The organism is Paenibacillus canaveralius (genome assembly GCF_047238265.1).
In the GTDB taxonomy this organism is placed as follows: Bacteria; Bacillota; Bacilli; order Paenibacillales; family NBRC-103111; genus Paenibacillus_F.
In genome coordinates this window covers 3,535,892-3,549,915 of the sequence record NZ_JBDFMM010000001.1, presented here as the reverse complement: position 1 = coordinate 3,549,915, position 14,024 = coordinate 3,535,892, and the positions used below count along the sequence as shown (strand labels likewise).

At 55.6% G+C, this 14,024-nt stretch carries 14 protein-coding genes and 1 riboswitch; of the genes, 7 read left to right on the top strand and 7 right to left on the bottom strand.

Annotation, left to right across the window (positions count from 1 at the left end):
* Nucleotides 1-81: 81 nt before the first annotated feature.
* A complete protein-coding gene (locus ABC395_RS15885) occupies nt 82-1,485 on the bottom strand; it encodes a hypothetical protein (RefSeq protein WP_413004577.1) in 1,404 nt (467 codons plus the stop codon).
* Between the two features lie 252 nt (nt 1,486-1,737).
* Entirely contained in the window at nt 1,738-1,989 is a 252-nt protein-coding gene (locus ABC395_RS15880; protein WP_413004575.1) for a hypothetical protein, read from the bottom strand.
* Nucleotides 1,990-2,184: 195 nt separating this feature from the next.
* On the opposite strand from ABC395_RS15880, the gene ABC395_RS15875 reads away from it, so the two are divergent.
* Together ABC395_RS15875 and ABC395_RS15870 are read left to right on the top strand one after the other, a co-directional pair.
* Complete coding sequence (locus tag ABC395_RS15875; protein WP_413004573.1) at nt 2,185-3,261, top strand: DUF3900 domain-containing protein; 1,077 nt, start codon at nt 2,185-2,187, stop codon at nt 3,259-3,261.
* A gap of 63 nt (nt 3,262-3,324) precedes the next feature.
* Nucleotides 3,325-3,702 (top strand): PH domain-containing protein, encoded by a 378-nt coding sequence (locus ABC395_RS15870; RefSeq protein ID WP_372007692.1) that lies wholly within the window; start codon nt 3,325-3,327, stop codon nt 3,700-3,702.
* A gap of 86 nt (nt 3,703-3,788) precedes the next feature.
* Here ABC395_RS15870 and ABC395_RS15865 read toward each other — a convergent pair whose 3' ends face one another.
* Nucleotides 3,789-3,920 carry a hypothetical protein gene (locus ABC395_RS15865; RefSeq protein ID WP_413004571.1) on the bottom strand — a complete coding sequence of 44 codons (132 nt, stop codon included), beginning with the start codon at nt 3,918-3,920 and terminating at the stop codon, nt 3,789-3,791.
* A 200-nt stretch (nt 3,921-4,120) separates the two neighbouring features.
* Here ABC395_RS15865 and ABC395_RS15860 point away from each other — a divergent pair, with 200 nt between their 5' ends.
* Both ABC395_RS15860 and infC read left to right on the top strand, forming a co-directional pair.
* Entirely contained in the window at nt 4,121-5,821 is a 1,701-nt protein-coding gene (locus ABC395_RS15860; protein ID WP_413004569.1) for a L,D-transpeptidase family protein, read from the top strand.
* A 311-nt stretch (nt 5,822-6,132) separates the two neighbouring features.
* Entirely contained in the window at nt 6,133-6,621 is a 489-nt protein-coding gene (infC, locus tag ABC395_RS15855) for a translation initiation factor IF-3 (RefSeq protein WP_413004567.1), read from the top strand.
* A gap of 85 nt (nt 6,622-6,706) precedes the next feature.
* Here the strand turns inward: infC and ABC395_RS15850 are convergent, their stop codons facing one another.
* Together ABC395_RS15850 and ABC395_RS15845 are read right to left on the bottom strand one after the other, a co-directional pair.
* A complete protein-coding gene (locus ABC395_RS15850) occupies nt 6,707-7,603 on the bottom strand; it encodes an aldo/keto reductase (RefSeq protein ID WP_413004565.1) in 897 nt (298 codons plus the stop codon).
* Between the two features lie 167 nt (nt 7,604-7,770).
* Entirely contained in the window at nt 7,771-8,886 is a 1,116-nt protein-coding gene (locus ABC395_RS15845; RefSeq protein WP_413004563.1) for an aminopeptidase, read from the bottom strand.
* A gap of 261 nt (nt 8,887-9,147) precedes the next feature.
* Here ABC395_RS15845 and ABC395_RS15840 point away from each other — a divergent pair, with 261 nt between their 5' ends.
* Both ABC395_RS15840 and ABC395_RS15835 read left to right on the top strand, forming a co-directional pair.
* Complete coding sequence (locus tag ABC395_RS15840; protein WP_413004561.1) at nt 9,148-9,696, top strand: hypothetical protein; 549 nt, start codon at nt 9,148-9,150, stop codon at nt 9,694-9,696.
* Between the two features lie 86 nt (nt 9,697-9,782).
* Nucleotides 9,783-10,979 (top strand): MFS transporter, encoded by a 1,197-nt coding sequence (locus ABC395_RS15835; protein ID WP_413004559.1) that lies wholly within the window; start codon nt 9,783-9,785, stop codon nt 10,977-10,979.
* A 327-nt stretch (nt 10,980-11,306) separates the two neighbouring features.
* Here ABC395_RS15835 and udk read toward each other — a convergent pair whose 3' ends face one another.
* Together udk and ABC395_RS15825 are read right to left on the bottom strand one after the other, a co-directional pair.
* A complete protein-coding gene (gene udk / locus ABC395_RS15830) occupies nt 11,307-11,936 on the bottom strand; it encodes a uridine kinase (RefSeq protein WP_413004557.1) in 630 nt (209 codons plus the stop codon).
* A gap of 122 nt (nt 11,937-12,058) precedes the next feature.
* The gene (locus ABC395_RS15825) at nt 12,059-12,376 is read right to left on the bottom strand and encodes a hypothetical protein (RefSeq protein ID WP_413004555.1); all 318 of its coding nucleotides are present in this window, start codon (nt 12,374-12,376) and stop codon (nt 12,059-12,061) included.
* Nucleotides 12,377-12,956: 580 nt separating this feature from the next.
* Between ABC395_RS15825 and ABC395_RS15820 the strand changes: the two genes are divergently transcribed.
* Nucleotides 12,957-13,805, top strand: a complete 849-nt coding sequence (locus ABC395_RS15820) for a patatin-like phospholipase family protein (protein WP_413004554.1) — start codon at nt 12,957-12,959, stop codon at nt 13,803-13,805.
* A gap of 75 nt (nt 13,806-13,880) precedes the next feature.
* A riboswitch (TPP riboswitch) is annotated at nt 13,881-13,993 on the top strand.
* The last annotated feature ends 31 nt before the right edge of the window (nt 13,994-14,024 follow it).

Below are 14,024 nucleotides of genomic sequence, written 5' to 3'. Positions count from 1 at the left end.
AGTAAGTCCAGCAGGGCGGCAGTGCTTCGGATGAGAAGTAAGGAAGCAGCTCCCTGATCCCGGCCTGTTCACCGCCCCGGATCAGATCAGAAACATCGCGACGACTGTCGTGACGGCCAGACCGATCACCACCGGCTTCAAGTTCCGCCGGGCCAGCTCGAAAGGATCGACGCCGCAGATGGCGGCGGCGGGAATAAGCGCCCACGGGATGAGCGTGCCGCCTCCGACCCAGATGGCCGCCACTTGGCCCAGAGCCGTCAAGGTAGCGGCTCCCGCGCCGAGTGCGGAGGAGAACAAGTGGGCAACCGAGCCGGCCAGCGAGATGCCGGAGAAGCCCGATCCGTCCAGCCCGGTGATGGCGCCCACGGCTGTCAGCGTGACGGCGCTTGCGGCCGGATGAACGGGCACGGTCTGGGCCAGCGCCAGTCCGAGATCGTTCACGATCCCGTGCGAGGAGGCGGGCAGGACATGCCCGTACAGCTCGGTAAGAGCCGCGTCGCCGAGGTAAAAGAAGGCGGCGATCGGAATGACGGGACCGAATACCTTAAAGCCGAAATGAAATCCGCCCACCAGGTATGAGGTCGTTTTGCCGAATCCGCCCCGGCGGTGGGCCATGAGCGAGACGAGCAGCAGGATGAGGGCGGCTGTCCCGCCGATCAGCGCGGTCGCCTCCCCTCCCTGGAGGTTCAGCTCGAACATGGCCGCAATGTCGGCCGCGAACAGCAGAGGGATCGCGACCGCAAGAGCCAGGCGCTTCCCGCCGGTCAGCAGCTTCCCGGCGGAAGAAGCGCCGCCGATGACGGGAGCGGGCGGCTTGATGGCGCTTTCCGGCTTCAAAGCTCCGCTTCTCAAATCGCGCCGCAGGAACCAGAAAGCCGCCGCGGTCGTGACGGCTCCCATCACGGCGACGAGCGGGACGGAAGCTTCCATGACGCTTCCGACAGGAAGCCCGGCGGCGTCGGCGGTCAGCTTCGGCGCGGCCTGGATGACATAGTCGCCGGAAAGCGCGATGCCGTGGCCAAACAAGTTCATGGCCACGGCCGCCCCGATGGCCGGCAGACCGGCCCTAACCGCCGCCGGAAGAAGCACGGCCCCGATCAGGGCAACGGCCGGGGACGGCCAGAAGAAACACGAAACGGTCATCATGACGATGCCGATGATCCAGAAGGCCGCTCCCGGGCTGCGGATGAGCTTCGCCGCGGGAGATATCATCGTGTCGCTGACGCCGGACAGCGATAGAACCTGGCTCATGCCGACAATGACCGAGATGACGAGAATGGTCGGCAGAAGCTCCTTCATCGCATAGATGAGGCTGGAGAATATACCTCCGACCGATTGAGGAAGCGAGCCGGTAGCGGCAAGGCCCAGCACGAAAATGCCGATCAGACAAACCGGCGTCGTATCTTTGCGAAACAGCATAAACCCGATAATCAGGGCGATAAAACATACATAAACGATATGCAGACCCACCAGTTCCACACTCACGGGAATCCCTCCGTCTTGGGCTTACATCCTGTAGTGCTACAGCTTATGCAGGTCCAGTATGAAAGTTCCCGGCCGGTCCCGGCCCGGCAGAGGACAAAAAGAAACCCCCTCGTCCGAGGGGGTTTTTAGCAGTTCATAAGAATCCGTTATTTATCGTCTGAAAGTTGTTCCTGCTATTTAAATAGGGTCGATTTGTAGGTTATGTAGGGTCAGCTTCATTTCATCTCTATCTATACGGGTTTACTGGCTTGCTTAGTTAGGCTGCTCTTCCGCGCTTTCCATTTTGGCGCTGAATTCGCATTTTTCTCTTGAGTAGATCGTTGTACAGCTATTGAGGCTCGAACGGATTTTCACCTGGTCCTGGTTGTACTTTTCGATAAAACCTCGTCCGATTTGGACATACACATCGTTGTGATCCATTCCCCAGATGTAGACTTCAGTCTGCGAGAGTGCTGCGGCGAACAATTCGACATCCATTTCCAACAGTTTCGTTCCATAAATCATCTCATCGTACACCCCAACTCCATAGTAAATCGTATTTCTATCGTTCCTACTAGTATAGACAGGCCGGGACTTCCAATAATCACACACCCTGGCAGTTTTTTTTGTCCGGAATCAGTTTCTTTTGTCAAAAATCGCGGGATTCGCTACAATCAGAGAAGGTTAGACAGCAGGTTAACGGATAAAGGGGAAAAAAGCATGAAATTCGAAGTGGAATTTATCTCATTTTTTGTCATACGCGAAGAAGGGACGGGCAAGGCTTACCGTCACTTTCAGACTTTGGACGGGGACGCTTACGAAGGCAGCGCGCTGGAACAGTTTCTGGGCGGCGAGTTTGCCCGGCTTGCCAAGCGCAAGGTGGAGCGCAATCCGCAGTCCGAGCAGGTTCCGACCAAAATCGGACGCTTTATAACGGAGCCGGGATGCGGACTTGAAACGAATCCGAACTACAATATGTTCGCTAGACTGCGCGGCGCATCTTCCCGGGAGGATTTCCTGAAAGAAAGCGACGAACTGGCAAGAGCCTACATTCAGACGAGTTCGGTGCGCAGCGGAGCGCTTATCACGGCCAGCGCCAAGCTGCCGCAGTACTTTGACGAGCCGTTCGTGTTCGTGATGAAATGCGATTTCGAGCCCAAAATCGCCCGGATTACGGACGAATCCAGCCTGCTTCACGAAGTGGAAATGGCGATCAACGCGAAAAATATGAAAGCGATCCAGTATCCGTATATGCCGGAGGTCGGTATGTTGGAAGACTGGGAGCTAAAGATCCATCAGCCTTCGCACGCCAAATATTTCGAGGATTTGCTGAAATTCGTGGAGTATGAAAAATCCATGCCCGAACTGCTTAATCATCAGGTGGTCAACCTGGTGCAGCAGCATATCGAGCAGACGCTCGAAGCCCATCCCGAGCAGAAAGAGGCGGAGGAACGGGATCTTGAACTTTGGGCCGCAAGCGAGAAGCGGGAACTGCAGGAGAAGTGGGCGCCGGAGCTTGTCATGGAGGCCGCCAACTTTCTGGTGGAACAGCAGCCCGATTTGGGCATGACCTTTAAGCTCGATCATCTGACGGTAAAAGGAAAGCTGGCGGATTACGGAAGGAAAGTTCATTTTGCCAAGTTCGGGGACCGGTATGTCGTACTGCTTAGCGGCAGTTCCCTTCATTTCGAGAAGGGGGTTTCACCCGTGGAGCTTCTTCAGCCTGAAGATATCCAGTCCGTCCTGGCCCGCCTTGAGCGCGAAGCCGCCGAGGACGCCGAAGGCGGAGATTTTTAAAAGACGCGTACGTCCGGTTCGGGTGTGGTAAAATAAGGATTATGGCTAGGGAGTTGATGAGCTGTGGGAATTTTGGACGGTTTATTGGGAAACGCCTCGGAGATGTCTCCGGAGAAGCTTCAAAAGGAACTGGAGCCGTTTCTCATCCAGGGAGAGCAAGTGCAGGTCGCGTACAAAATTATCCGGGACGGTTTCGTATTCACGAACAAACGCCTGATTCTTATCGACAAACAAGGGGTGACGGGGTCCAAGGTCGAATATATGTCCGTGCCCTACAAAAGCATTATCCGGTTTGCAAAAGAAAGTGCGGGGACGTTCGATCTGGATGCCGAGCTTAAAATCTGGCTGTCGAGCACGCACGAGCCTATCGTCAAGAAGTTTAACAAAAGCGCCAACATCAATGACGTGTACGCGATGCTGAGCCGTTATGTTTTAGGATAAAACGCATAAATAAGAAAAGCCTTCCGGCCCGAATGGCCGGAGGGCTTTTTTTTGGCGTGAAGACGGAATCCTGCGGAGAAAAGAAGTTACTCCCCTAAAACGTTTTCGGGCTTCGGTTGGGGACCTTTGCCGTCGGCCAGCTTGTCGCCGAACTGGTCGAGTCTGCCCGGATGACTGGCCGGACCGCGATTTTTGGGCTTGCTGTTTCTTCCTGCCATGGAATCCACCTCCGGCTATTAGTTTGCTTGCAGGGGAAGCAATTCATGCACCGGCAAAGGCGGGATAGGGAGAAAAATAGCGAAGGGACGCACGCGAAAAATGGCGTACGATTCTAACTATACAAATTGTATTTATGTTGATACAATATGTATCAAGCAATCTATTAATCTCTCATGACGGCAAAAACAGGAGGTAGGGAATGGGAGGAGCGATGAAACGGTTTTCGCATCCTTTGGAACCGCAGCTTGTGCGGGTCAACAAAAATTTATACATCAGCCGGGGAGACCCGCAGTATTTCGATAAAGTCATCCGCTATGCCGATAAAACGTCTCCCGAAGCCCATTTTCGGATGGGAGAGCGTGCAAGGGAGCAGGGAAACTTGTCCAGGGCGCTTTTTCATTATCAAGAAGTGATGAAAACGTACCCTTCCCCGTATTACTCTGACGCTAACCGTGCTGTGCATGAACTGGCGAAGCGGGAGGAAAGCGACCTGGCGGAAGTCCGGAAGGAGCTGGAGGCGGCGACAGGAAGCAAATTCAACAAGTTTTTGCGGACATTTCTTTACGCGCTTATCGTTATCAATCTTATTCTGCTGGCCGTTCTTCTCTCAGGAGATGGGGGCAAGAAGACCGCTTCCGCCGCGGAAAACGGACCTCCCTCAAGTTATGAATCGCATGCAGTACAGCCTCAACAAGGAAGCAGCTTCTCGCCGGAAGCTGCTTCTTTACGCCCGGAGGCGTTTTCGGGGGTGGAAGCGGACGAGCGGCCTTATCTTATGCGGGTTGCCCCTGACACGGACAATGTCCGCACGGAGGCTTTACTCCGGCTGGAAATGGAGCAGCTTATCGGACGGAATCCGCAGAAAAGCCGGGTCATTTACGGAATCCGCCAAAGGGACAGCGCCGCGGATTTTTCGGCGGATCCGGCAGCGGGACAAGCGTTCCCGGCCGGTGGGCCCGCCGAATTGGAGAACGCTTTCGTTATGGCGCAATATGTACCGGAGATTCGAAAAACCGTGGAGGTCACCTATCTGGATGAGGGTGCTCCGCGCGCCGAAGTGCTGACGCGGATAGGGACCCAGCTCATCCGGACGGCGCTCCGGACCTACGCCGCGGACCATGGCGGGAAATTTCCGGGGAGCCTGGACGAGCTGGTCCGGGACTATCCCGGAAATTACCTCAGCTTCGTGCCGCGGGAAGCCGTGACGGGCTCCATCCGGGTGAGCCCGTCCTACGACGGCGGTGGCGGGTGGGTTTACCGGCCCGCCGCAGGAGACGCGGGTTCGGCCTTGACGCCGAACCTGCCGGGAGCCTCGCTTGCGGGCGTCCAGCCACCCGCAAGCGCTGCCGCACAGGCGAACGTTCCGTTCGAGCCTGTGCGGGTGACGGTGATCAAGCGGGAGCACCGCTTGATCTTGACTGCCGGAGGCGCGGTGCTGGAGGCCCGCGCCGGGATCGGCCGTCCGGAGTCGCCGACGCCGGACGGCACGTTCGCCGTGCGGGAGCGGGTGATCGCTCCCGCGGGCAGGACGCCGGGCGTGTACGGCGCCGCGGCGCTTGGGCTCGGCGCCGTCGCGGTGCACGGCACGGCGGATGCAGCGTCTGTCGGCGCGGCGCGCTCGCTCGGCTGCATCCGGCTCGGCGATGCCGACATGCTGGCGCTTTTCGCGCTCGTGCCGAAGGGCAGCGCGGTCCGCATCGCGGATACTGCGTCCGCAGCAGGTGCCGGCTCCGCATCCGCGGCCGATGGGGCCTCTGCCTCGGCAGGGGCGGCTGCGAAAGGCTCGGCTGCCGTCGGCAGCTTGGACCTCGCGACCGCAGCCGCGGCGCTGAGACCGCCGGCAGCGCCTGCCGTGTGGGAGTCCGCTCCGGCGGGGACTGTGTTCCACTGGCTGGGCTGACCGCCCCGGTCAGGCGGCTGTGCTGCCGTTGGCAGCCTGGACCTCGCGGCCGCAGCCGCGGCGCTGAGACCACCAGCAGCGCCTGCCGTGCGGGAATCCGCCCCGGAGGGGGCCTTGTTCCACTGGCTGGGCTGATGCCTCCGGTCAGGCGGCTGTGCGCGGAGGGGGAAGTTTCCGTGCCGGGCCCTTTGTATTTCTTGCCCGCATCCCCTACAATAGGAGGGACAGGTAACGGAAACGAACTGGTTCTATAGCACAGCCTTATAGCGGCAGAAGTTTCCGGACAGCCCAACATCCGGGAGGAACTCATCATGCTTATTATGAACGAGAAAATAAAAGCGGCAGAGGTCGAGCTTACGGGATTAAACGGGGAAAAGCTCGGAGTCCTGACGAGGGAAGAAGCGCTGAAGCTGGCGAAGGAAGCAGGCGCCGATCTGGTCTGCACGTCATTGATGAGCAGCCCTCCGCCATGCAAGCTTGCCGCACGAGGAACGGCGAAGCAAGCGGCCCAGAAAGACAAGCAGGCGGCCCGCCGCCAAGACATGCCGCTGAAAGTGAAAGAGCTGAGGCTCACCGTGCACATCGAAGACCACGACTACGAAACAAAGCAGAGACAGGCCGAGAAGCTTCTGGCTTCCGGGAACGCCGTGCAGCTTGTCGTCCGCATCCAGGGCAAAGAAGGACCGAAAGCGAAGGAACTTCTGGAACGGCTGGTTAAGGATCTCTCGAGCGCCGGTATGAAAGAAACGAACATTCAGGTCAGCGGCAAGCAGGCGGCGGTCCGGGTTAATCCGCTGTAACACATTCTGCTCCGGTGCGCCTCCGGCCCCGCGGGCAGAAACAAAAGAGCAGTCTCCCGATTCGGGCAGACTGCTCTTTTGCCGTTTACATCTGCCCGATCCAGTCAGGGCGGGCAACTTGTTTCCAGCGGGCGCGGATCGCTTCCAGCTCTTCCCGGGGAAGCGGACCCTGACCGGCCAGGCGCGCGTTCTGGACCCAGCGGCCGGGCTTGCTCGTACCGACGATTACCGTCGAGACGTCCGGTACCGATAAGGTGAAGCGCAGCGCTTTTCCGATGGAATCTTCCAGATCCCCGTTCAGAAAATCATACTGCAGTTCCTGGAGCCGGTCCCAGTATGTATGCTGATACGGACTTTGGGGCTTTTGGCCGGTCCGCCACGCCGCATTGGCGATCGGGCGTTTGACCGTGACGCCCATGCCTCTTTGGGCCGCTTCAGGCAGCGTCAATTGGATCGCTTCCTGATCCGCGATATTGAGTGAAGTTTCGAGCGAATCGAATACTCCCGTCCGGATCGCGTACAGAGCCGCTTGATGATCCCCGCTGTAGCCGATATAACGCGTTTTGCCTTGTTCTTTGGCCCTTTTTAGAACTTCGATGACTTCACCCCGCCGCAAAATTTCTTCGGAGCAGCTGTGAAGATGGATCACATCCACATAATCCGTATGAAGCCTTTTCAGACTGCGGTCGATACTTTGCTCCAGCAGCCTCGGATCCCAATCCTCAAAATCCAGGCCGGAGGCATGACCGCATTTCGTAAACAGATAATAATCGTCCCGCCGGTGCGAGACTGTTTTACCGATCAGCTCTTCGCTCGTTCCGTAGCATTCGGCGGTGTCGATGAGATTCAGCCCGGCGTCCAGCGCCGTACCGAGCAGCTTTTCGGCCACCGCCGTTTCCACTCCCTCCAGTCCGATTTCCGCCGCTCCGAGGCCAAGCATGCTTACCTTCATGTCCGTTTTGCCGTAAGAACGTTTTTCCATCCTGCCACCAGCTCCTTTCCCATACGATTACCCGGGTAAACGTACGGTAAATCCTTTTTTCTGCAAGGGTCAAAAGAACAACAGCTTCACCCGGGATAGGTGAAGCTGTTTGCAGAGTCGCGCCGATCACTGCAATCGACGGGTCCGGCGTAAACCGAAAGCCAGGTTTACTTCAGGTTTTCGGGGTTCAGGCATTCCAGTTCGGAAATAACGAAACGTCCGTCCTTGCGGATTAGGACATCGTCAAACCAGATTTCGCCGCCGCCGTATTCGGGACGCTGGATAAGCACGATATCCCAGTGAACGGAAGAACGGTTGCCGTTGTCGGCGATTTCATAAGCTTGTCCCGGCGTAAAGTGAATGGAACCGTCGATTTTTTCATCGAACAAAGTGTCTTTCATCGGGTGCAGAATGTACGGGTTCACGCCGATAGCAAATTCACCGATATAACGCGCGCCTTCATCCGTATCCAGAATTTCGTTCATGCGGGCGGAGTTGTTGCTCGTCGCTTCCACGATTTTTCCGTTTTCGAATTTGAGGACGACATTCTCGAAAGAAGTACCGGAATATACGGTAGGCGTATTATAGGAAATGACACCGTTTACCGTGTTGAGTACGGGTGCCGTATACACTTCGCCGTCGGGAATGTTGCGCTTGCCGCAGCATTTGATCGCCGGAATGTCTTTGATGGAGAACGAAAGATCGGTTCCCGGAGAAACAAGGCGGACCTTGTCCGTACGGTTCATAAGCTGAACCAGGGGTTCCATGGCCGTTTCCATTTTGCTGTAATCGAGGTTGCACACCTGGAAGTAGAAATCCTCGAACGCTTCGGTGCTCGTGTTGGCCAGTTGGGCCATGGAGCCGTTCGGATAGCGCATAACGCACCATTTCGTGTGGTTGACACGCTGGTTCGTCACCGGTCTGGAATACACGCTCATGTACAATTTCAAGCGGTCTTCCGGCACGTCTGCGGTTTCCGTTACGTTGTCCCCGGCGCGTACGGCCACGTAAGCCTGCATTTCTTTCATGCGGCTCAGTTCGATCTCGGCTTTTTTCTCCAGCGTTTCGCGTGTGGCGCCGAGCATCATGCTGCGGTTGATCGCCGGATCGCGCAATTCGACGATAGGGTTGCCGCCGACGGCGTACACTTCTTCGATAAAGCATTTTGCAAGCTCAGGATCTTTGACGCCGATCAGCTCGATCAAAATATTTTCGCCCGGCTGAAGTTCAACCGAATAGCGGATAATGTTGCGTGCAAACGTAACCATTCTTGGATCTCTCATGGGCAGGAACTCCTTCTATGTAAAAAATTTCAGTACGGAGTACTGAAGACAAGCTTCTTCCCATTATAGTACATTTTGGGGATGTGTAGAAGACGGCTCCAAAAATAGTGATTAAACTGGAACATGTATTCTTCTAATGGTCAATTAATTTAGGCGGCCGCATGTCCGGGAGGACGGTGTGTTCATCCGTATCGTTTCGGGTAAAATGAAAGCAAGTATGAAATGCTAAACGAAAAAACGGCCGCAAGGAGGCGAAGACAAGTGGCGAGAGGAAATACAATGGTACCGTTCGGGTATGAAGAAGAGCCGCCCGCTCAGCGGGGGACGCTGCTCGTTTTCGAAACGTTCGAAGACTGGTCGGAACAGGAAGCCGGGATGGTGGCAGTGATTGCGGATGAGCGCAAATTCAGGAAAGTCGTCTTTTACCCCCAGCACGAAGAAAGCTTGAAACGGATGGGCGTTCCCTGCGCGGCCGCTTATCATAAACGGGTGAAATTGCTGGAAGAACTGCTCCGGGACAAACCTCCGGAACGATACACGGTGGACACGTGGGAAGGCAAGCGCAAGAAATATACTCCTGTCGACACGTCGCTCCGGTTTTTGAACGATAAATACGCCAGCCCTTATTTTGTCATGATGAACGATCGTTATGCAGCGGAGTTTGCGGGGTACAAAGGCTTTGACGAATGGATCCGCAAAGTCAGGCTGATCGTCTGGAAACGGTTCGGTGTGCCGCTGCCGGGCAAGCTGCTGGCTTACGGGGAACGTCTGGACTTTATCGGGGAAAACGGGGAAAGCGTTGAAGCCTAAAAAAATTAACCGGGGGTCGATTCACAAGCGTTCCAGCCGATGGTACAATAGTCGGGTGTTTTCAATAGGCTGGGAGGTTTAACATCATGAACGTATCGTCGGTTAAGACGATGAGTCCGACACGCCGCCTGGTACTTCTGCTGCTGGTTGTCATCATTTCCGGTTTAAGTCAAGGACTTCTGCTTCCGCTGCTGACTATCCTGCTGGAGCAGACAGGCGTTTCGTCGGGAGTTAACGGGTTTAACGCCGCTGCCATGTATATCGGCAGTTTTGCGTCCATGTTCGTCGTCGAACGGATTCTGCTCTCGCTCGGGTATAAAAAAATTCTAATTCTCGGAATTGCCATGGAGACGGTGGCTATTTTGCTGATTCCCGTATGGGGGAATCTTACGTTCTGGTTTATTCTGCGGTTCATTATCGGATTCGGGAATTCCATCCTGCATTACACGACGCAGCTTTGGATTCTGACTTCGGCGCCCCAGGAACGCCGGGGCCGCTATATTTCCTACTACGGCATGGCGTACGGAGTCGGATTCAGTATCGGTCCTGCGGGCATCAATCTGCTCGCGCTCGGTTCGTACGCGCCGTTTTTGACGGTGGCGGCGTTTTATACGGTCGTTATTCTGCTGCTGCAAAGGCTTCCCGACCAGAAAGTGCAGTCGGACGGGAAGGAATCACCCGCCCAGAAGCGTTACGGCAAGGCGGCCAAAATCGCCTGGTTCGCGCTTATCCCGACCTTCCTGTACGGCTATACCGAAGCGGTGCTGAACAGCAGCTTCCCGCTTTACGGTCTGCGGCTCGGACTCAGCGATACGTCGGTATCCATGCTGCTTCCGCTGGTCGGCTTCGGCGGGCTGATTCTCCAGCTTCCGCTCGGCATGCTTAGCGACAAAATCGGCCGAAAGCCCGTGCTGCTGGCTGCCGCCGCGATGGGTGCCGCCGCGTTCCTCGCGGTGCCGTTCGCCGGAGATTCCGTCTGGGGAATCGGCCTTCTTCTGCTGACGGCGGGAGGCATGATCGGTTCCTTCTTCTCGCTGGGACTCGCGTACGCGGCCGATCTGCTTCCGCGGGAGCTGCTGCCGTCGGCCAACGTGATCGGCTCGATTCTGTTCAGCATCGGCAGCGTGGTGGGGCCCAATCTGGGAGGGCTCGGCATCCAGTATATCTCCTTGAGCAGCCTTTTCTTCCTGCTCGGTTCCGTATACGTCTTGTTCGTCCTTACGGGACTTACGATCCGGAACCGGGGAAAGGGGAGAGCCGACGGGGGAATCCGGGAGGCGTAAAGCTCCCCGCGTGCTGCCTGCCGGTGGGCATGCTTCCGGCTGCCGGCGGCCTCGGCATCCGCGCCGAGATCCGACCGTCAGGGCGGGTTGTCCGCCTACTGTTATAGCATGCGCGGCCCGCAAGTTTGATTACAAATTTTATCTCAAACGAAGCATGCTCCTTTTCCAACCCAAAAAGAAAGACCCGGACACAGCCGAGGCTGAATCCGGGTCTTTTTCGTGCGTCCGCGTGCTACCGCCGCTTTTTCAAGCCAGCTTATAGCAATCTTCGGGTTAAACTAGGTTGATAAAAAGCTGCAAAGCGTAAGTGGTAGCGGTGCTTCGAACTTAGTTAAGATCCGTCAGAAGCGTGTCCATATAGCTTTCCGTCAGCGTCGTGAGCAGGCGTATGCCGATCTCGTTTTCTCCGCCTTCGGGAATGATGATGTCCGCATACTTCTTGGACGGCTCGATAAAAGCGTCGTGCATCGGTTTTACCGTCGTGATGTATTGGTCGACAACCGATTCCAGAGAGCGGCCTCTTTCATTCGTATCCCGCAAAATGCGGCGCAAAATCCGGACGTCCGGGTCCGTGTCGACAAACACTTTGATGTCGAGCGCTTTGCGGAGATGCTCGTCCGTCAGGACGTGAATGCCTTCGATGACAATGATCGGTGTGCCTTGGATGAGCAGCGTGTCCGAAGAACGGGCGTGCTGTGTAAAATCATATATCGGGACCTGAATCTCGCGGCCTTTCCGAAGCTCGCCGAGATGTTTCAGCAGAAGTTCGTTTTCAAAAGCGTTGGGATGATCGTAATTGATTTTCGCGCGTTCATCCATGGACAGGTCGCTGCGGTCCGCGTAGTAATTATCCTGGCAAATAAGTGTGACGTTTTTCGTTCCGAGCTCGTCTATGATCGAACGGGCGACCGTTGATTTCCCCGAACCGGTTCCCCCGGCTATCCCAATGACTAACATAAATTATGAAGGCCCTCCCTGTTCAGCGCCCTTTAAGATAAGGCCGGCGCTTTATATACCCTGAATAGTTTATCATAATGTAGAATTTTTTCAAAAAGAAAAAGCTCCTTTCGGAGCGTAAATCACCGGACTTGCTTCGGCGTGTGGTAATGATCTTCGTTTGCTTCCAAATCCTGCTTGGCCTGGTGAAGCTGTTCGATCGTCTGCTGGAGCTGCTGGCCGTACCGATCCCCGTCGAACGATGAGATTTGGGCTTGCGCTTCGGCTACCTGCCGCTTGGCGGAACCCAGTTTGGCCTGTGCCCGCTGAATCGCATTCGGATCGGCCTGTGTAATGGCCCCCTGAAGCTCGTGCTCCGCTTCCTGCGCCGCCAGAATGGCCGCGTCCGCCGCCTCGACGGCATGCCGGATAAACTGCTGATGCTGCTGACTTTCTACCATGCGTGAACAACCTCCTTTTTCTATACGATGTACATTCTTGGGCAGATTCATTCGGTTATTTCCCGAAGCTGAACTATTTCCTGGGTAAGCGCAAAATTCGACACAATATTCTGAAAATTTAAATGAGATCTTCAGTTCATGGACAGCCGTTATGGAGTGACGTAATTTGGGCACCCTACGAAAGATAACGACAGCGGAGGTGAATGTGCAAATGCCGTTCAACAAATCGACCAAGATTGACGACAAACAGAACAAAAGCCGGCTGAAATCAGAAGCTGTGACCTTAAATTCGCGCAAAGCGTCGGAGTATCCACCGAACTTAAACGAAATTAATAAAAATGAATCGTAGCATGTCAGGCTGAATCGAAGCACATGTTCACTGGTTTAAAAGGACGCTGTTCCCGCTGAGGGCAGCGTTTTATTTTTACATGAAGGAAAGCGGATTTGACAGGGAAAGCACGTGACACCCTACAAACCCCGGCAAATTCTGGTAAAATCAGGATGGGCGCCGTTTTGTTTAGCGGTAAAATTGTAGTATGCTAATCATAATGGAACGAGAGATATAGAGGGAGGGGCAGAAATGGCTTCACTTGGTTTGGTGCTTGAGGGTGGAGGAATGCGCGGGGTCTATACCGCGGGAGTCCTTGAGTATTTAATGGAGAAGGAATGGTATGTTCCTTACGTAATCGGCGTTTCTGCCGGCGCTTGCAATGCGGCATCGTATCTTTCCCGGCAGCCCGGGCGCAATAAGAAAGTGACGATCGGTTTCATTACCGACCGAAGATATATCAGTTACCGCAACCTGTTCCGGGAAAAGAGCATCTTCGGAATGGATTTTATTTTCAATGAAATACCGAATAACCTGGTTCCTTTCGATTTTCAGACGTTTTACGGGGAAAGCCATGAACTTGTGATCGGAACGACGGATGCCGTAAGCGGAGAAGCTGTCTTTTTCCGCAAAAACGAAGCGCCCGAAATGTCGCTGTCGCTAATCCGGGCATCAAGCTCGCTTCCGTTCGTTTCCCAGCCGGTGCTGTATCAGGAAAGAACGCTGTTTGACGGCGGAATCACGGCGCCCATTCCGATTCATCAGTCGATACAAGACGGGAACGAACGCAATATCGTGGTGCTTACCCGTCCGAAGGGGTACCGGAAGAAACCGTTCAAGCAGCAGTGGCTGGCCCAGCGGTTTTATCCGGCCTACCCGGGTCTTGTCCGCGCCATGGTGGAACGCAGCCTCGTCTACAACCGGACGCTGGACGAAATCGAGCGGCTGGAGCGGGAAGGCAAGGTCATCGTGATCCGGCCGTCAACTCCGTTCAAGGTAGGGCGGATGGAGAAGGATTCATCGAAGCTCGAAGCCCTGCACGATCTGGGCTACAAAGATGCCGCGGAAGTGAAAGGAAAATTGCGGGAGTGGCTGTCTTAGCGGACAAGGTGATGACCGTCATCTGGACAAATGGGGGCCGTATGCTATAATAGACCCAGAAATGCACGACAACCGAATAAGACGCAGGGGTGCTGGAATCGGCCGGCTGAGATTGTATCCCATAAAGATACTGACCCTTACACCTGATCTGGATAATGCCAGCGTAGGAAACCGTACGGATACTACCCGACTTTATGTGCGTTCCCGATCAGGGGGCGC